Origin of the sequence: Flavobacterium faecale (assembly GCF_048320115.1) — a bacterium.
Classification (GTDB): Bacteria; Bacteroidota; Bacteroidia; order Flavobacteriales; family Flavobacteriaceae; genus Flavobacterium; species Flavobacterium faecale_A.
Genome location: NZ_CP182943.1, coordinates 3,119,175 through 3,136,713 on the forward strand (window position 1 = coordinate 3,119,175; position 17,539 = coordinate 3,136,713).

Annotated in this window: 18 protein-coding genes; 10 read left to right on the forward strand and 8 right to left on the reverse strand. The window is 32.7% G+C overall.

The annotated features are described in order from the left end of the window. Nucleotides 1-55 precede the first annotated feature (55 nt). The 4 genes from ACNH59_RS12845 to ACNH59_RS12860 all read left to right on the forward strand — a co-directional run bounded on the left by ACNH59_RS12845 (nucleotide 56) and on the right by ACNH59_RS12860 (nucleotide 4,937). Entirely contained in the window at nucleotides 56-583 is a 528-nt protein-coding gene (locus tag ACNH59_RS12845; RefSeq protein ID WP_418262929.1) for a DUF6155 family protein, read from the forward strand. A 105-nt stretch (nucleotides 584-688) separates the two neighbouring features. Next, nucleotides 689-2,245 carry a DEAD/DEAH box helicase gene (locus ACNH59_RS12850; RefSeq protein ID WP_418262930.1) on the forward strand — a complete coding sequence of 519 codons (1,557 nt, stop codon included), beginning with the start codon at nucleotides 689-691 and terminating at the stop codon, nucleotides 2,243-2,245. 47 nt (nucleotides 2,246-2,292) lie between these two features. Further along, nucleotides 2,293-3,630, forward strand: coding sequence for a DEAD/DEAH box helicase (locus ACNH59_RS12855; protein WP_418262931.1), 1,338 nt, complete (start codon nucleotides 2,293-2,295; stop codon nucleotides 3,628-3,630). A 26-nt stretch (nucleotides 3,631-3,656) separates the two neighbouring features. Next, a complete protein-coding gene (locus ACNH59_RS12860) occupies nucleotides 3,657-4,937 on the forward strand; it encodes an NAD(P)/FAD-dependent oxidoreductase (RefSeq protein WP_418262932.1) in 1,281 nt (426 codons plus the stop codon). Nucleotides 4,938-5,039: 102 nt separating this feature from the next. On the opposite strand, the gene ACNH59_RS12865 is transcribed toward ACNH59_RS12860, so the two are convergent. From ACNH59_RS12865 to ACNH59_RS12875, 3 genes are all read right to left on the reverse strand, one after another. Beyond that, nucleotides 5,040-6,227, reverse strand: a complete 1,188-nt coding sequence (locus ACNH59_RS12865; RefSeq protein ID WP_418262933.1) for a multidrug effflux MFS transporter — start codon at nucleotides 6,225-6,227, stop codon at nucleotides 5,040-5,042. A 406-nt stretch (nucleotides 6,228-6,633) separates the two neighbouring features. After that, nucleotides 6,634-7,074: a KTSC domain-containing protein gene (locus tag ACNH59_RS12870; protein ID WP_418262934.1), complete on the reverse strand. Its 441-nt coding sequence runs from the start codon at nucleotides 7,072-7,074 to the stop codon at nucleotides 6,634-6,636. A gap of 154 nt (nucleotides 7,075-7,228) precedes the next feature. Next, entirely contained in the window at nucleotides 7,229-7,456 is a 228-nt protein-coding gene (locus ACNH59_RS12875) for a hypothetical protein (protein ID WP_418262935.1), read from the reverse strand. 97 nt (nucleotides 7,457-7,553) lie between these two features. Between ACNH59_RS12875 and ACNH59_RS12880 the strand changes: the two genes are divergently transcribed. After that, nucleotides 7,554-8,099, forward strand: coding sequence for a hypothetical protein (locus ACNH59_RS12880; RefSeq protein ID WP_418262936.1), 546 nt, complete (start codon nucleotides 7,554-7,556; stop codon nucleotides 8,097-8,099). 8 nt (nucleotides 8,100-8,107) lie between these two features. Here ACNH59_RS12880 and ACNH59_RS12885 read toward each other — a convergent pair whose 3' ends face one another. Next, nucleotides 8,108-8,500 carry a response regulator gene (locus ACNH59_RS12885; protein ID WP_418262937.1) on the reverse strand — a complete coding sequence of 131 codons (393 nt, stop codon included), beginning with the start codon at nucleotides 8,498-8,500 and terminating at the stop codon, nucleotides 8,108-8,110. Continuing rightward, on the reverse strand, nucleotides 8,497-10,704 hold the full coding sequence (locus ACNH59_RS12890; RefSeq protein WP_418262938.1) for a PAS domain S-box protein: 2,208 nt from the start codon (nucleotides 10,702-10,704) through the stop codon (nucleotides 8,497-8,499). The genes ACNH59_RS12885 and ACNH59_RS12890 overlap by 4 nt, the downstream gene beginning before the upstream one ends. Before the next feature lie 436 nt (nucleotides 10,705-11,140). On the opposite strand from ACNH59_RS12890, the gene ACNH59_RS12895 reads away from it, so the two are divergent. From ACNH59_RS12895 to ACNH59_RS12905, 3 genes are read left to right on the forward strand one after another with little or no spacing between them, the layout of a single operon-like run. Next, entirely contained in the window at nucleotides 11,141-11,290 is a 150-nt protein-coding gene (locus ACNH59_RS12895; protein ID WP_418262939.1) for a hypothetical protein, read from the forward strand. Between the two features lie 13 nt (nucleotides 11,291-11,303). Continuing rightward, complete coding sequence (locus ACNH59_RS12900; protein ID WP_418262940.1) at nucleotides 11,304-11,531, forward strand: hypothetical protein; 228 nt, start codon at nucleotides 11,304-11,306, stop codon at nucleotides 11,529-11,531. Nucleotides 11,532-11,549: 18 nt separating this feature from the next. Then, nucleotides 11,550-11,930 carry a YchJ family protein gene (locus ACNH59_RS12905; protein WP_418262941.1) on the forward strand — a complete coding sequence of 127 codons (381 nt, stop codon included), beginning with the start codon at nucleotides 11,550-11,552 and terminating at the stop codon, nucleotides 11,928-11,930. Between the two features lie 114 nt (nucleotides 11,931-12,044). Here ACNH59_RS12905 and ACNH59_RS12910 read toward each other — a convergent pair whose 3' ends face one another. Then, on the reverse strand, nucleotides 12,045-12,785 hold the full coding sequence (locus tag ACNH59_RS12910) for a GYF domain-containing protein (protein WP_418262942.1): 741 nt from the start codon (nucleotides 12,783-12,785) through the stop codon (nucleotides 12,045-12,047). Between the two features lie 321 nt (nucleotides 12,786-13,106). Here ACNH59_RS12910 and ACNH59_RS12915 point away from each other — a divergent pair, with 321 nt between their 5' ends. After that, complete coding sequence (locus ACNH59_RS12915) at nucleotides 13,107-14,225, forward strand: vWA domain-containing protein (protein WP_418262943.1); 1,119 nt, start codon at nucleotides 13,107-13,109, stop codon at nucleotides 14,223-14,225. Nucleotides 14,226-14,341: 116 nt separating this feature from the next. Beyond that, the gene (locus tag ACNH59_RS12920) at nucleotides 14,342-15,823 is read left to right on the forward strand and encodes a magnesium chelatase (protein WP_418262944.1); all 1,482 of its coding nucleotides are present in this window, start codon (nucleotides 14,342-14,344) and stop codon (nucleotides 15,821-15,823) included. Between the two features lie 269 nt (nucleotides 15,824-16,092). Here the strand turns inward: ACNH59_RS12920 and ACNH59_RS12925 are convergent, their stop codons facing one another. Together ACNH59_RS12925 and ACNH59_RS12930 are read right to left on the reverse strand one after the other, a co-directional pair. Then, the gene (locus tag ACNH59_RS12925) at nucleotides 16,093-16,656 is read right to left on the reverse strand and encodes a 2'-5' RNA ligase family protein (protein WP_418262945.1); all 564 of its coding nucleotides are present in this window, start codon (nucleotides 16,654-16,656) and stop codon (nucleotides 16,093-16,095) included. A 50-nt stretch (nucleotides 16,657-16,706) separates the two neighbouring features. Continuing rightward, the gene (locus ACNH59_RS12930; RefSeq protein ID WP_418262946.1) at nucleotides 16,707-17,066 is read right to left on the reverse strand and encodes a hypothetical protein; all 360 of its coding nucleotides are present in this window, start codon (nucleotides 17,064-17,066) and stop codon (nucleotides 16,707-16,709) included. Nucleotides 17,067-17,539: the final 473 nt, after the last annotated feature.

The following is a 17,539-nucleotide window of genomic DNA, read 5'->3' on the forward strand; positions in this document are numbered from 1 at the left end:
TGGTATGAATGGTATGACTGGGAGTAATTTAACGTTGTGTTTGTAATTTTTAATTATGAGTAAGAGAGATTTAAAAAAATACTTGTCGGAATTGAGTAAAGAACAGCTCGAAGAACAAATTATAGAGTTATATGAAAAATTTCCAGCCGTTAAGGTGTATTATAATTTTGTCTTTAATCCGAAAGAAGAGACGCTTTTGCAAGAAAGTAAACTTAAAATTTCAAACGAATATTTTCCAATAAAGGCATCAGGAAGGAAGAGCAAGCCTAAAATGCGCCGTTCCGTGGCTCAAAAACACATCAAGCATTTTATACTTTTGGGAGTTGATCCTTTTGTAATTGCTGATTTGATGCTCTATAATATTGAAATTGCTCAAACTTTTTCCAGCGAGAATACCATCAAGCAAGAGCTTTTTTATAAAAGTATGCTTAATTCCTTTGAACAAGCCGTGCAATTTGCCATTGTAAACGGCATTAGCGAAGCTTTTAAAAAAAGAATTATAGCCATTTATAATGAAACTTTAGTGCAAAAATGGAAAAATCAGGCGCAATTTAATGCGATTATTGAAATGATTGAACACTAAATCAATTAGAATTCCTATTTATTTAAAGATTATCTATCTTTTTGTTTAATTATAACGCTTTAACTGTTTTTTAGCCGTATTTTTGCAAAAAATCAATATTACATAATGCTCGAAAACATTTTAGAAATAGAAAAAGAAGACAAAAAAGAACTTTATGCGTATCAACAAGGCGATATTGACGCTATTTTTGAACGTATAGACAATGGCCCAAAGCAACATCACCTTTTATATCAACTACCAACTGGTGGTGGAAAAACAGTGATTTTTTCTGAAATTGTTCGTAGATACATCTCAAAACACAACAAGAAAGTGGTTGTGTTAACCCATAGAATTGAGTTGTGTAAGCAAACCTCCAAAATGCTTAAAGGTTTTGGTGTAAAAAATAAAATTATCAATAGTAAGGTTAAAGATCTTCCAGACCAAAACGAATATTCTTGTTTTGTTGCCATGGTCGAAACCTTGAAAAACCGTATTAATGATGAAAAACTGCATTTGGATAATATTGGGTTAGTCATCATTGATGAGGCTCATTACAATTCTTTTAGAAAATTATTAAATTCTTTCAAAAACGCATTTATATTAGGAGTGACAGCGACCCCGTTGAGTTCTAATATTAAATTGCCGATGCATCAAAGCTATGATGAGTTAATTGTAGGAGATACTATTGCCTCATTAATTGACAAAGGATTTTTGGCTCGTGCTGTAACCTATAGTTATGATGTAGGTTTGACTTCTTTGAAAGTAGGTATTAATGGTGATTATACTGTGAAATCTTCGGATGACTTGTATACCAATACTTTGATGCAAGAGAAATTGTTGCATGCCTATACGGAAAGATCATTGGGAAAAAAGACTTTAATATTCAATAATGGTATCAACACCTCCTTGTATGTTTACGATACCTTTAGAGAAGCGGGATATCCTATTCGCCATTTAGACAACACGAGTAGTAACGAAGAACGAAAAGAAATTTTATACTGGTTTAAACACACTCCAGATGCTATTTTGACTTCAGTAGGGATTTTGACTACTGGTTTTGACGAACCTACAGTAGAAACGATTATTCTTAATAGAGCAACAAAATCTTTGACTTTATATTACCAAATGATAGGTCGTGGATCGCGTAAATTGGCTAATAAAGACGAATTCTCTGTGATTGACCTTGGAAATAATGCCGCTCGTTTTGGATTATGGAGTGAGCCAGTCAACTGGCAACACATCTTCAAATCACCTGAATTTTACTTAGAAAATTTACGTGATGATTCGGAAATTGAATTGCATTTTAAATATTCCATGCCTCCAGAACTACGAGCTAAATTTAGCAAAACTGCCGATGTGACTTTTGATGTTGATGAAGAACACAAACAAGCAATTGCTCAAAATTTACGTTCTAAAGTAGTTCTTGAAAAATCATTGGATCAACATGCTGCCATGTGTGTAGATAATACTGAGGAGTTAAAAGACGCCAGACTACTTTCAAAAGAATTGGATCAGGACATCGAATGCCGTATCAAACGTTATTCTAAATGTTTGAGTCAGTGTAGTAAAAATTACAGAGAGTGGTTAGTGGAAGATTACAAACAAAAATTGACCTTATTGATAGGGAAAAAATACAGAGAGAAAATATTACGTGAATTGGAAGATGAAGAAGATGAAGATTAATACTGGGTCCAAAATTATAATTGATATTAAAAATACATAACTTACCAATGCCAAAACAATTCTTAGATTTAGGAATTTCAGCACCAATTCTACAAGCAATTACTGAATTGAATATTGTTGAACCTACAGAAATTCAACAAAAAACAATTCCATTATTATTAAGTAATGCTACAGATTTAGTAGGTCTTGCTAAAACAGGAACTGGTAAAACTGCTGCTTTTGGTTTACCATTATTACAGCTAATCGATACTAATAATACAGCTGTTCAGGCTGTTATATTAGCACCAACTCGAGAATTAGGGCATCAAATTTTTAATAATCTAGAGTCGTTTGGTAAGTATATTCCAGGTATTTCTATTGCAGCTACTTGCGGAGGAATTCCCATTAAACCGCAAATAGAAAGATTACAAACGCCTACACATATAGTAGTGGCTACACCGGGTAGATTAATTGATTTGATTCAACGAAAAGCGGTCAATCTATCTTCAACACAATTTTTAGTATTAGATGAAGCGGATGAAATGGTTATCATTCTAAAAGAAAGTCTAGACGAAATTGTGGCAGAGTTGCCTAAAGCTCATAAAACCATCCTTTTTTCAGCGACCATGCCTGGAACAATCAAGCAATTGATTCAGAATTATTTGCATAAAAATGTTGTGCAAGTAAGTGCAAGTATGGAAACTATTGGAAATCAAGGAATAGAACATCAATATATAGTAGTTGATCCAATTGAGAAATTGGATGTGCTGATGCATTTCTTGAACAGCAGAGAAGGAGAGCGAGGAATTATTTTTTGTAAGACCAAAGCAGCAGTCAATAAATTAGCTAAAAACTTAGCAATAAATCGTTTTTCATCTGGAGCTATTCACGGAAGTTTGACTCAAGGAATCCGAGACAGAATTATGGATCAATTTCGTGAAGGGCATATAAATATATTGGTAGCGACTGATTTAGCAGCTAGAGGAATTGATGTAAAAGAAGTTTCATTTGTTGTAAATTATCATTTGCCTGATGTGTACGAAGCTTATGTGCACCGCAGCGGGCGTACCGCAAGAGCAGGTGCCAAAGGGCTTTCTTTGACAGTTTTACAACAGGAAGAAGTAGTTGAAATAGCAGATTTTGAAAAAGAATTAGGAATCAAATTTGAACTTTTTCAAAAACCTTCTGAAGCAAGTATTGAAAACAATAATACTTTGTTGTGGGCCAAACAAATTTTTAAAACTAAGCCCAATCAAGATGTTGATTCGGAACTGAAATCCAAAATAAAAACCATTTTTCATCATTTAACCAAAGATGAATTGGTAGAAAAAATACTAGCCAATTATTTATTGCAAAATAAAAATACTCCCACAGAGAAACCTGTGAAGAAACAAAAAAAGAACTAAAACTAGAATAAAGAAAAAGAAAACTTATGGAAATCGTAATCATCGGAGGTGGTTTTGCAGGTATGAATCTTGCCAAAGAGTTATTGAATCAAGACGGGGTTCATGTAACTTTAGTTGATAAAAACAATTATAATTTTTTTCCTCCACTAATTTACCAAGTAGCAACTGCTTATTTGGAACCTTCAAGTATTAGTTATCCTTTTCGTAAATTTTTTGCAGGTAAAAAGAATTTACAATTTCGTTTAGGAGAATTTCAGGAAGTGATTCCTTCTCAAAACAAAATTATTCTAAGCAATGGTGAATTGTATTATGATCAATTGATTTTTGCTACAGGAGCTGAAACAAGTTACTTTGGAATGGAGAACGTTAAAAAGAACGCTATTCCTATGAAGACGCTTAATGATGCGATTGTGATGCGTAATACGTTACTAAAAAACTTAGAAAAAGCGGCAATTACTAAAGACATTCGTAAACGTCGAAAATTATTAACGATTGTAGTTGCAGGCGGGGGACCTACTGGTGTGGAAATTTCAGGGATGTTTGCTGAAATGCGTAAAAACATTTTACTAAAAGAATATCCTGAATTAGCAACGACAGCTAGTAACATTTATTTGGTAGATGGAGCACCAGCTTTGTTAACTCCTATGAGTAAAAAATCGCAAGATGACACCTATAAAGCAATCACTGAACTAGGGGTTGTGGTGAAATTAAATAATAACGTAGTGGATTACGTAGACGATACTGTTTATTTTGCAAACGGTGAAACGATTCAAACTAAAAATCTAATTTGGGCCGCTGGAGTTACCGCAAGAGAATTTAAAGGTTTGTCTTCTGACTGTTACGGACGTGGAAAACGTTTAAAAACAGATGCATTTAACAAAATAGAGGGTACTGAAAATATTTATGCTATTGGTGATACTTGTATTCAGTTTAATGATGAGAGTTTTCCACACGGACATCCACAAGTAGCACAAGTAGCGATTCAACAGGGGATTAATTTGGCTAAAAATATTAAATCACAATTAAATAACAAACCTCAAGTTCCTTTTGTTTATAATGATAAAGGTGCGATGGCTATTATTGGAAAAAACAAAGCAGTAGTTGATTTGCCAAAGCCAGAGATGCATTTCAATGGTTTTTTTGCTTGGATTATTTGGTTGTTTATTCACTTAATATCATTAATCACTTATCGAAATAAGATCAAAACTTTCTATAACTGGATGATAGCCTATTTTTCAAAAGATAATTCTTTACGAATGATTATCAGACCGGATAAAAAAACGCCAAAGACCGTTACAGAAGTTTAATGATATATTTTTGTTTATATAAAAAAGACCAATTAATGCATTCTACTGCCTATTATTGGTCTTTTTTTATTGATGAAGATACTTAAAAGGTTCTGAATCCTGCTAGTCTTTCACTTTAATAGTTCTTTTTCCTATTTGAAGTACTAATAAAGCGGTTATTGTTGTTGTTGCGATAATCATTGCCATAGGCAAGATGGAATCGGTCACAAAAGTACTTACTGCAAAAGAAGCTATAGCACCAAGTCCTAATTGAATTGCCCCCATTAAAGCAGACGCACTTCCAGTATTTTTTGTAAATGGTGCCAAGGTGAGACCAGCAGTATTTGGATTTGAAATTCCTAAACATCCCAAAAACAAAAACAATAAAGCGATGGTTTCATATAAACCTAATAAGCTGTTAAATGCTGCAATTAAAAATAGTATACTCACTAAAGATTGCGTTATCAAAGCGGTGCGAACCATTTGCTCACTTGAAAACTTTCGCAATAATACAGCATTAAGTTGGCTAGCACCGATAAAGCTAACCGACATAAAGGCAAAAATCCAACCATAGGTTTTGGCGTCTACCTCATAAATATGCATAAAAAGAATAGGGGAGGCCGCTACATAAGTGAAAAGTCCAGAAAAAGAAATAGCCCCTGTAAATGCATAAGTATAAAATTGAGGTTCTTTTAATACGCTTTTGAAATTAAGGATAATTGGCTTGGGTTTTAATGAAATAGATTCGTCGGGTATGTAGGAATTTGGTAAGCCTAATTGTGCAGCCGTTAAAATTATTATTCCCAATAACATTAATATAAAAAATACAGATTGCCAACCAAAACCTGCGGTTACGTATCCTCCAACAGTAGGAGCGAGCATAGGCGATAATCCAACCACGAGCATCAGCATAGAAAATACTTTTGGTATATCCTTTACGGGAAATAAATCTCTAACCATGGTAATTGAAGTTACTGCCGCAGCACAACTTCCAACGGCTTGAATAAAACGTAAAACAATAAAAGTATCAATGTCTTTGACAAAAATGCAACCAAGCGAAGCGAAAATATAAACAGTTAGTCCTACAAATAGTGGTGTTTTCCTACCATAGCGATCTAGTAATGGACCGTACAATAATTGCCCTATCGAAATTCCGATGAAATAGCTAGACAAAGTCATGGCGACCTTAGCAACACTGGTATTCAGGTCTTTTGCGATTCCTGAGAATCCAGGTAAATACATGTCAATTGAAAAAGGACCAAGAGCTGTCAATGAACCTAATATTAAAATTGTTTTGATTTTATTAGACATTATCATTAAATAGTTTTTTATTTGTGAAAGATATAATTTTGCAAAATTATTTTATCTATAGTAAAGTTAAATTAGAAATTTAATTGCAATACTATTCTCAAAATGTTAATAATATGTTAAAATAACAATATAGATTAAACCAATTGATGTTTACGCATTCTAACTAAAAAATGTTTTTAAAAGTAATTTTAATAGTTTAAAATCCAATATTTAAAGTTGTAGTCGTATACAGTTTATTATAATTTTTTGAATAACATTTTGGAAAGTAATATTCATTGGTTAGTTTGACGATTCACCTTATTTATTAAGGTGGGTCGTTTTTTTTATAGAACAACGAACTTCATTATTTAATAAAAAAAAGCTGTCTATAATCAGACAGCTTTGGAACTTTATTTTCGATATTTTCTTAATCTTGATTGATTGTTTTTCTATATGGAAAAGCATTGAAAATATGTCTTTTAGCAAAACGTCCTGGAGAATCAGCATTCACCATCTTAACATAAGTTGCTTTAGGAACACTAATGTATTCATAAACACTACCATTTGAGAAGTTAACGATCAATCTACCTTCAACAAATTTATAATCTGTTATTGTAGCTGTAGTAATGGTTTCGTTATATTCAGGTAAATTAGCTTTGATAGTTTCAGGATTGATACTTACTAAAAAGTGGTAAGCTTCAATGATTTTTTTACTATTCTCTTCTGCTTCTTTAAGGCCAGCTTCGTCACCTTGAAACTTATCAGGATGTGAATCTTTCATCGCATTGCGATAAATGGTTTTAAGCTCTTTTAATTGTACTGTTTTATCTACATTAAGTAGTTTGCGGTATTCAACTATTTTTTTCATAAATTATGGTAACTGCTTGTCTATTAGTATGAAATTATATTTTTTTAATTTCATTATCAACAATTTTTTGCAAAGGTACACTTTTTTTTAAGTTTTAAGTAGTCTTATAAAAAATAATAAAAAGACTGTTCTAAATTAAAATTTACAGTACAATTTATGAATGTTCTGGTTTGTTATTGGCTTTGTCAAAATTTTTAGATTTTTTAGGGTATTTATTGTGACTAATGTCGCTTGGATTTTCAATAATTGACTTTATTGTAATCATATCACCCACAGCATGTTTGGCTATCACCATCTTGTAATCTAATAGGTATTCACCACAAAAAAAATTGTTATTTTCATCTTTCTCAATCTTACCAGTATATATTCCTTTTTGTAGCATTTCTTTATTTTTAGTGATGTGAATTATTATAAGTGGACAAAGTTAGTCAATTGGAGGGACTAATTTTAAGTTTCGTTACTTCTTATTATATTTGCTCATGGAAAAAAAATTCAAGCCTAGTCCCAATTCTTTCAAAAATACATTTTGTGTTTTTACTGAGGTTCCGATGCAGGAAATTACGAGCTTACCAGTTCAGTTTCAAAGTAAAGCAGGGAGTAGGTATTATTATACACCTGAGGGAATGTTTCGGTTGTCGAATCATTGGGGACGATTGGCTAATAGTAAATGGAGGTTAGTACCAATGGATCCCCCTTCTGCTTCAAAAACAAAAATAGGATTTGCCAAATGGAGCGCATTTTATCCAGACAATGCGGAGGAGAAAATATATTTCATTGAAGTGGATTACCTAAATAACACTGTGAATTATCAACATAAAAATTCTGAAACTTATGATGGTATAGCCGTTTTACGTACAAGTTTTGAAACAACTAAGAAAATAAAACAAATTCGAAATTTACAACAACTTACTTCTTGGGCGAAATATTTTGATTATGAAGACTTGGACGTTTTACGTAAAACAATAATTGAACAATTAGTATATACAGATCAAACTTTAGAAGAAATAAAAAGTAATTTGCTTTAAAGTTAGTACTAATTACTGCTGATTAAAACTAAATCTTCCAGTTTTATAGGTTTAGACATATAACCTAAAATGTATTTATTATTTTTAGCCTTTTCTTTATCCTCAGTAGCGATAGAAGAACTAGAAATATAAATAGAAATTGTACGCAATTGCTCAGGGTTTATTTTAGCAACCTCTTTCATAAATCCCCAACCGTCCATAATAGGCATTTCGATATCTAACAATATAAGATCAGGTATGTTATTGTTGTTGTTTAATGATTCATTGAGGGCAATTATGGCTTCTTTTCCATTTGAAAAAACTTTAATTGAAGAAAACAGATTAGACTTATCGATTATTTTCTTCATGATTATTTTGTAAATAGGATCGTCATCAATTACCCAAATTGTTTTTTTTGTCATGAGATGTAAACTTTAAAAGTCGTTCCAATATTAACTTCGCTCTCGATAGTTATTTTCCCTCCCATAGCGTCTATTTGATTTTTCGTAATGAATAAACCAACGCCTCTTGAGTCAGGATTGTTGCTAAATGTCTTATACATTCCAAATATTTTGGAACCGTTTTTATCCAAATCAATTCCTATACCATTATCAGTTATTTGAAGAACTTTTTTGTTGTTTTCAGTTTTCATCGCAATTAAAACTTCCGGATTTCGTTCTGGATGTCTGTAACGTATGGCATTTGAAATTAAATTGTACAATATGCTTTCTAAATAGGCAGGATTGTAAATTACTTCGATTTCATCAGAAACCAAAGTCTTAATTTTGACTCCCTGTGATTGAATTTTATTCGAAAGCACTTTTAAAGTATTGTTTACATATTGACTCACATTTATTTTTTCAGTTACTAAACTGATATTTGACTGAATATTTACTATTTCATTTAAGTTTTCTAGGGTTTCATTTAATGCACTGGATACTTTTTTTAACAGGTAAACATATTCATCAGTTTCTTCTTCAGATTCTGAAGTTTCTATTAAATCGGTTAGTGAAGTAATGTTACTCGTATGTGACCTCAAATTATGAGAAACAATATAAGAGAAGTTCAATAACCTTTTATTTTGCTCTGTTACTAATTTGAAAGAGTTGTTAAGGTCGTTTTGAATTTCTTTTGTTTTAGTAATGTCAATCATAATACCTCTCAATAAGGAAGGAGAACCGTTTGCTGAAATCACATTGACAATATCTCTTAGCCATACTGTTTCACCATTTTTTGCTACAATTCGGTATTCGAAATCATGATCTGCGCTTAGAGCTGTCTTTTCGCTACAAAAACCTAATACTTGGTTTTTATCATCAGGATGGATTTGGTTTTGCCAAAAATTTGGTGTAGCCAGCCATTCTTCGGCAGTAAAGCCTAAAATATCTTTTACTTTTTCGCTGACAAATGTAAAATTTAATGTTTCGGCATCACATTCCCAAACAATTCCATCTATGGTATTAATTAATGATTCAATTCGTTTTTGGTATTCTTTTGATTTTTTTTCGGCTATTTTACGCTTGGATATATTTTCAATGATTGAGATATAGCTAGATTCTTCATCACCCGTTTTTAATAGGTAAGAAACGGTGAGTTTCACCCATACTATATCACCATTTTTCTTGAAATATCTTTTTTCTAATGAATATTTATCAATTAAACCATTTTTGAGCTTCTCTAAATACACTAAATCTTTGTTCAAGTCTTCTGGATGAGTAATTTCCATAAAACTTTTACTTTTTAGTTCTTCTTCGGTGTAACCTAAAAGTTGGCAAAATTTAGAATTCAATTCGATAAACGCTCCTGTTTCTTTTTTGACATTGGCCATTCCCACAGCAGCTTGTTCAAAGAAGGCTTTGAATTTGAGTTCACTATTGAGTAAGTGAACAGCTTGCTCTGCCACTAACAATCGCAATTTTGCAGGTTTGTCTAAAATAGAAGTAGTTACTACCCCTATTAGTATGGAAATAATCAATCCAAAAATAGCTATAAGGATTAATTGTGAGTCTAAATAGGGAGATGAATTCTTTTCTATCAAATATAATTTCCAATCGCCATCAGGGATGATACTTGAAACATAATTTTGGCTTGAAAAATTATGGGATTCGTTTAGGAAGAATATTTCCTTAGAAGTGTTGGGGTCTTTTTTTGAAAGTTGCAGATAATATTTTGAACTGTCTGCAGGGTTCAGCTCAAAAAAATTAACCAATTTTTCTAACCGAATTACAACAGCCGAGAAACCCCAGAATTTATTATTCTTGTATACAGGTAACCTACCCACAATTCCCTTGCCTCCTTGAGCCAAATCAAATGGACCAGCAAAGTACATTTTTTGACTGACAATTGATTTTAAGGCTTCTTTTCGGTGTATAGAAGACTTTAATATATCTAAGCCAATTGCAGCTTTATTTTCTTCGTATGGATAGACGTATTTAATAATACCATTTGGAACGAGTTGTACTCCATTTATATTTTGATTTGAGGCTAAAAGTTTTTTAGCGATAGTGTCAAAATTTACTGGAATTCCATGATCATTGAGTGTGAGTGCTAAGGTTAGGGTAGTGGTGTAACTATTTTTTAATGACTTCTCAATGTCCTGTTGAATAACTTTTAAATAGTTATCCATTTCGTCTTGTTTTTGTTTCTTTAAAATTGAATATTGTTGAAAGACAACATATGAAACAATAAGACTTAAGAAGAAAAAAACACCAATGCCTATTATTTTTGGCTTACTTAAGTAACTTTTAATTTTTGATATTATTTGTTCTAAGCTCATGTATGGTTCAAGTCAAAGGAATATAGAAAGAAATTCTAACTTTGTGGTTCGTTCTACAGCAAATATAAGGATTAATAGATATTAATATGGTCAATTGTAAAATTTAACTTAGCGTTAATTCACTTTATATGAAGATGTACTATGGCAATACTATTACTTCTTAGGAGTCTATTTAATTCGCTCATTTTTTAATGAAATAGTAGTATGAAATGTGAAATGGTTTACTCATAGTTTCGATTTCCGTTGAGTTTGGTTATATTTGAGCACAATTACAAAATGAAATGCAATGGGGAGAAATAATGAAAGAAATATCAAAAAACACAATGATAAATTGCACAAAGCGCAAGATAAAGCCAAGCAAGCTGTCATTGCACGAAAAGAAAAGCTGAAAGAGATTACAAAAAAATATAACGAAAGTAAACCTAGTGAGAACTAGTATATAAGATATTATGGAAAAGAATAAATTTTCGGCACTAAAGGATAGTGTGCAAGAAGTGATTGATTTGATTGCGGTCAACGATAAAATTGAAGCAGGTAATAAATTAATTGTGATTAGTGAACAATTAGATGAATTACTTGATTTTGCTGAAGAGGATGAAGAGTTAATCGAAATAAGTAAATATCAAGTCTTGTTGAATCAATTGTTTTTGAAAGTAAATCCTACTATTGAAGATTAATTTTTGAAAGTTTAAGAAATGGAAAATATCGGTTGTTATTGTTGTTCAGGAAAATCATTTGTTGATTGTTGCGAACCTTTTTTAATTGGAACGAAAAAGCCAACAACAGCTGAAGAATTAATGCGTTCTAGGTATACCGCTTTTGCAACACAACAAGCAGAATATTTGGTTGAAACAACCCATTTTTCTACTCGAAAGCATCATGCTATTGAAGCTATCTTAGAATGGTCAAAAGCTAATAAGTGGTTGCAATTAGAAGTCGTGGAAGCAACAGAAACTATGGTCGAATTTAGAGCCTATTATCAAGATACTTCTGGTGAAAAACATATCCATCATGAATTCTCTACTTTCAAAAAAGAGATGGGAAATTGGTATTATGTTGATGGACGATTTTTGTAGTTTATTGGTTCTGTAAATAGTTAAAACGATACTTTTTAATGCATTTCGCTTCTAAAAAATGTACTCTATGATTCTTCAGACATTAAGTCCGCTAACATTAGAATTACTTTAGTATTAATGTATTCGCTCTAGTTCTAGTTTTAATTGGTAATTTTCATTTTCAATTTTCTCAATTTCTTTTTTCCAATACGATATTTGTTTTTGGGCATCATAAACCTCTTCTTCGCGTTCAGCCGCTGACCTAAAAAACTGAAAATTAGAAGCTTCCGCTAGTTGTTTTTTGGCTTCTTCAAAATTGGTATTGGCGACTATCAATAATTCTTGATTGCTGAATAATTTGTTCTGTATCGTTTCTTTTTTCTCTTTTAAAAGACGGTCCGCTTCAATTTTTTCTTGGATGGCCAATTGAATTTTCTGCTCCTCAATTTCTTTTTGCTGCAAACGATATTGAATGTTGTTTTTTTCAGTTTCCCTATTTTTTAATTCTAAAGCTTCACGTCGATTATCTTGGTAAAGACTCAAGAAAAAACTAGCAATAATTAAAATCCCAAAAAAACTAACAAAATAAAACACGCTTTTGTTCAACCCCAAAATACGTTTGTTTTTTTTGGTTTTAAAAGTTTCTTTTACAACCGTAGGATTCGGAGTTTCTTTTACAACTGTAGGATTATTTTTAATTGGAGGCGGAATAACCATTAATAAGCTTTTTAATTCTTCTACCTCAGCCGCGGTAGTCCAATCAGGCATTCCCTGACACCAAACCGGTGTATTGCCTTTGATGTTTTTAGTTTTTAATTCTTCTATTGTAAAAGGACCGCTACTTTCGGTACCGTTATGCAGGAAATAACTATTCATTTGTGATGGTTAGAATTTGTTTCAAAAATACAAAACAATATTCATTCCAAGCTTTAAAAAAATGGAAGAAAAAGTTGAAGGATAGCAGTTTTGTTTTCAGTCAAGGATAGTGAAGAAAAGCCCACAAAGGAGGAAGCCATTTTTGTTTAACTTAATTAATAATAGTGACTCCCAACACTTCTGGAGAAGCTCATTTTTATAGGCTTGTTCCTGTATGCTTGTATTGGATAGCCTGCTTGGACTGCCTCAAAATTTGATTTTAACTTAAAATTAATAAGCGTTTGTAGGAGTGATGCTTTAAAAAGCCGTAATTTTAAAATTATGAAAAATGAGATAAAAAAAGGTTTTTATTTTAAGCAATATTCGGCACCTGAACAGTCACCTTTTGAGAAACTTTTTGGTATTTTCAAAGAGTTAATTACCCATACATCTGGAGATTTTGATGAGGCCATTAGTTGGTTGCGTGAGTTGGATAAAGAATACAAACTCACGGACGAAAATTACACCATTGATGATTTTATCGAAGATTTAAAAAAGAAGGGATATATCAAGGACGAAGTTCGCGAAGATGGAAGTGGAGGTTTAGGTATTACGGCCAAAACCGAACGGGCCATCAGGCAACAAGCCTTGGACCAGATTTTTGGAAACTTAAAGCGTTCAGGTTCGGGCAATCATAAGACCAAACATTCGGGCACTGGAGACGAGCATACAGGTGAGTTTAGAGAATTTCATTTTGGGGATTCATTAGAGCAAATTTCGCTTACAGAGAGTTTGCGTAACGCTCAAATTCATCATGGCATAGGAGATTTCAGGTTGACAGAAGACGATTTGGTTGTAGAGGATACCCAACATAAATCGCAAATGAGTACGGTCTTGATGATTGATATAAGTCACAGTATGATACTATATGGTGAGGACCGTATAACGCCTGCCAAAAAAGTGGCGATGGCTTTAGCAGAGTTGATTACAACCCGCTATCCAAAAGATACTTTAGATATTTTGGTTTTTGGAAATGACGCTTGGCCGATTGCTATCAAGGATTTACCCTATTTAAAAGTAGGCCCCTTTCATACCAATACTGTTGCAGGTTTGCAGTTAGCCATGGACATGCTCCGTAGAAAACGCAATACCAACAAACAGATTTTTATGATTACCGATGGGAAACCAAGTTGTGTGAGAGAGCGTGACGGTTCGTATTACATGAACAGCAACGGACTGGATGAGTATATTGTTGATAAATGTTATACTCAAGCACAACAAGCCAGAAAATTACACATTCCTATCACGACTTTTATGATTGCAAGTGATCCTTATTTGCAAAAGTTTGTCAATAAATTTACCGAAGCCAATCAGGGGAAAGCTTTTTATACTGGTTTAAAAGGACTGGGTGAAATGATTTTTGAAGATTATGAAACCAATAGGAAGAAACGAGTAAAGTAGTTTGCAGTGTTCCGTTTTTAATAATCAGTTTGGAATTAAAAATCAAAATCAAAGTTCAATTTCAAAAGTCAAATTTAAAATTTTAAAGAAAAGCTTAACAACTTAAAAAAAAAAACATGAACATAGAAAACATAGAAAACATAGAAAACATAAAAACATTAGGAGCATTAAAAGCTTCGAACTATCAATCAAAGTTAATCAAGGACGAATTGAGAGCTAATTTAATTACCAAAATACAATCAGGGAAACCTACATTTGAAGGGGTTCATGGATTTGAAAACACGGTGATTCCTGAGTTGGAACGTGCGATTTTATCCCGTCATAACATCAATTTTTTAGGATTGCGTGGGCAGGCCAAAACGAGATTGGCCCGTAAAATGGTGGAGCTTCTAGATGAATACATTCCGTATGTGAGTGGGTCGGAGATTAATGATGATCCTTTTTGTCCGATTTCCAGATTTGCACAGGATTTGATTGCCGAAAAAGGAGATGAAACACCTATTTCATGGTTGCATCGAAAGGAACGTTTTTCAGAAAAACTAGCGACTCCTGATGTAACCGTGGCCGATTTGATTGGTGACGTAGATCCTATCAAAGCGGCTAATTTAAGATTGTCTTATGCAGATGATCGTGTAATTCATTTTGGAATGATTCCAAGGGCGAACCGCTGTATTTTTGTAATCAACGAATTACCTGATTTACAAGCCCGTATTCAAGTAGCTTTGTTTAATATTTTGCAAGAAGGTGATATTCAGATTCGGGGTTTCAAATTGCGTTTGCCATTAGACATTCAATTTATATTCACTGCAAACCCTGAAGATTATACGAATCGTGGCAGTATCGTAACACCCTTGAAAGATCGTATTGGGTCTCAAATATTGACACATTATCCAGAGAATATACAAATTGCAAGAACAATTACCGAACAAGAAGCCAAGCTGGATGCCACACAAGAATCTAGAGTTACTGTTCCATCCTTGGCTAAGGATTTGTTGGAACAAATTAGTTTTGAAGCTCGAGACAGTGAATATGTAGATTATAAAAGTGGGGTAAGTGCTCGAATGAGTATAACGGCTTTTGAGAATTTGCTGAGTACAGCCGAACGCAGGGCATTGCTAAATAATGAAACTAAAACAACAGTTCGATTATCCGATTTTATGGGAGTGATTCCAGCGATTACAGGTAAGGTAGAATTGGTTTACGAAGGAGAGCAGGAGGGAGCGGCATTTGTAGCGCAACGATTGTTAGGTGCTGCTATTCACAGCATGTTTCCAAAGTATTTCCCTAAAATTGAAAAACTAGAAAAACCCAATGAGAAAAATACCTATACGGATTTGGTCGAATGGTTTTTTGCAGAAAGTGGTTTTGAATTACTCGATGATTGTACTGATTCCGAGTATCAAAACATTCTGAATGGTATAGTACCGCTTGAAGTTTTGATTCAAAAGTTTCAAGCTGAACTTCCAAAGAAGGAACAGTTGTTTATGAAGGAATTTATTCTTTGGGCAATGGTAGAATATAGAAAACTGAGTAAAGACCGTATTGCAACAGGTTATCAGTTTAGAGATATTTATGGCAGTTATATAAACAAACTTTAAAAATACGGTAAAGCAAAAAAATAAAGGATTTGGATTTTTTCTGAATCCTTTTTTCATTAAAAAAAAATAATATTTTTTTGACTAGTCGTACTTTGATTTTATTTGTTTTTTAGGCACGCAGATTTTATGCTTTAAAAGTAATAACAATATCTGTGTAAATTGGTGGTGCCTGTCTGTCGGTTTATAGGGTTGTTTTTTAATGCTTTATTATAATTATCTCATGAAAAAGTTTAAAAGGAAAAGCGTCTTGGTGTCGTTCTTTTTAAATATTAAAAAAGACGCCCTTGTTCTAAAGTTGGTTTGGGGTTATCATTAAAATCAAAACGGTCAATTATTTCAAACTGTTTTTTTATGGGGTTGAAAAGTCGTAACGCGATGCTATCACATACAAATTGTATAGCAATCGGATTAGAAAAAAGGCGGTAAGCAATGGTGATATGTTCCGATTTCAACTGGCGACCAATTGTCAAATGCGGTTCGCTGTTTTTGAATAGCGTTTTTACTTTGAAGGACTGATTGATCTGTTTGAAAATGTATTTCAAGTTGGTTTTCGAGACTTCATCAGGTGCTAGAAAAAAAGCACCGTTGGGAAAAGTGTCAAAATGTTCTAAGGAAAACGTTTTAGGCTGAATGGCGTCGCAAATGTTGTAAAGTTGTTTTTTGATGTTTTCGATTTCATTTTCAGTAGCCATAAATTCGTTAATCGTAATGTGTGCCAGTGAGTTTTTACTGTGAAACCAACCTATTTCTTTCGCTAGAGCTTCCTTCATGGATTTCACTAACGCAATAATTTCATCTGGTGGGCTAATTACAATTGAATAACGGTTTTGCATGTGCTTTTTTAAACTAAAGAATTAATCATTAACCAACAAAGTTACGGAAATCAGTTTCGAGTTTCTGTCGTTTGTAGTCTCAGACAGCGTTCGGTTCCTAAATACAGTGGATTTCCATATTTTTCCGACCAAAAACCATCGAGTATATCTTTGGTAATGCAACGATAAACCGCCACTCCTTTGAATTTTACCTCTTCGTCACCAGTATAGTAAAAGTTAATAACCAAGATATTGTCTTTGAAAAAACCATGACCAAATTGCTCTTGATCCTTACCGATTAACCAATGAGCAACCACGCGGTTGTTTTCATCCAATGACAAATGCAGTTTACCACGATAAGCGATTCTGTTGCTCTCGTCTTGATTACTGCCTTCGATGGCATAACTGCCTACTAATTCGTGTACGGTCATGGAGGATTTTTTTGGGTTTTTATAAGTAGATTAAGTTAGATAGAGAACTACAATTTGGAGTACAAAAAAAGCTTTTTATTTTATTCCGTCAAAAACATATTGGTTCTTTGATTGATTAATTCAATGTAATTCGTCTTCTTTTCCTCGTTTAGAAATTATATTTCAATTAGGTTTATAGCATTTGGAAGCTATTTTTCTAATCATTAAAAATGTTTAATTATGTGCAATTGAATATAAAAGTAGCAAAAATGAAGAAATTATATGCTTATACATATAATTAGACTTGTTTTTTACTGGTATAACAGTGAAATAATCCGTTTTGAAATTCTTTGCCGTTTCAAAAAAGTGTAGTATATGAAGCTGTAGGGAAGAGTTAGAGTTGTTTTTTTAGACAAAATGAGCTGATTAAAACAATTATTCAGCTCATATTTTTTGTGTATTTGAGCCGAATAAAAACGATACATTCTTTTTTA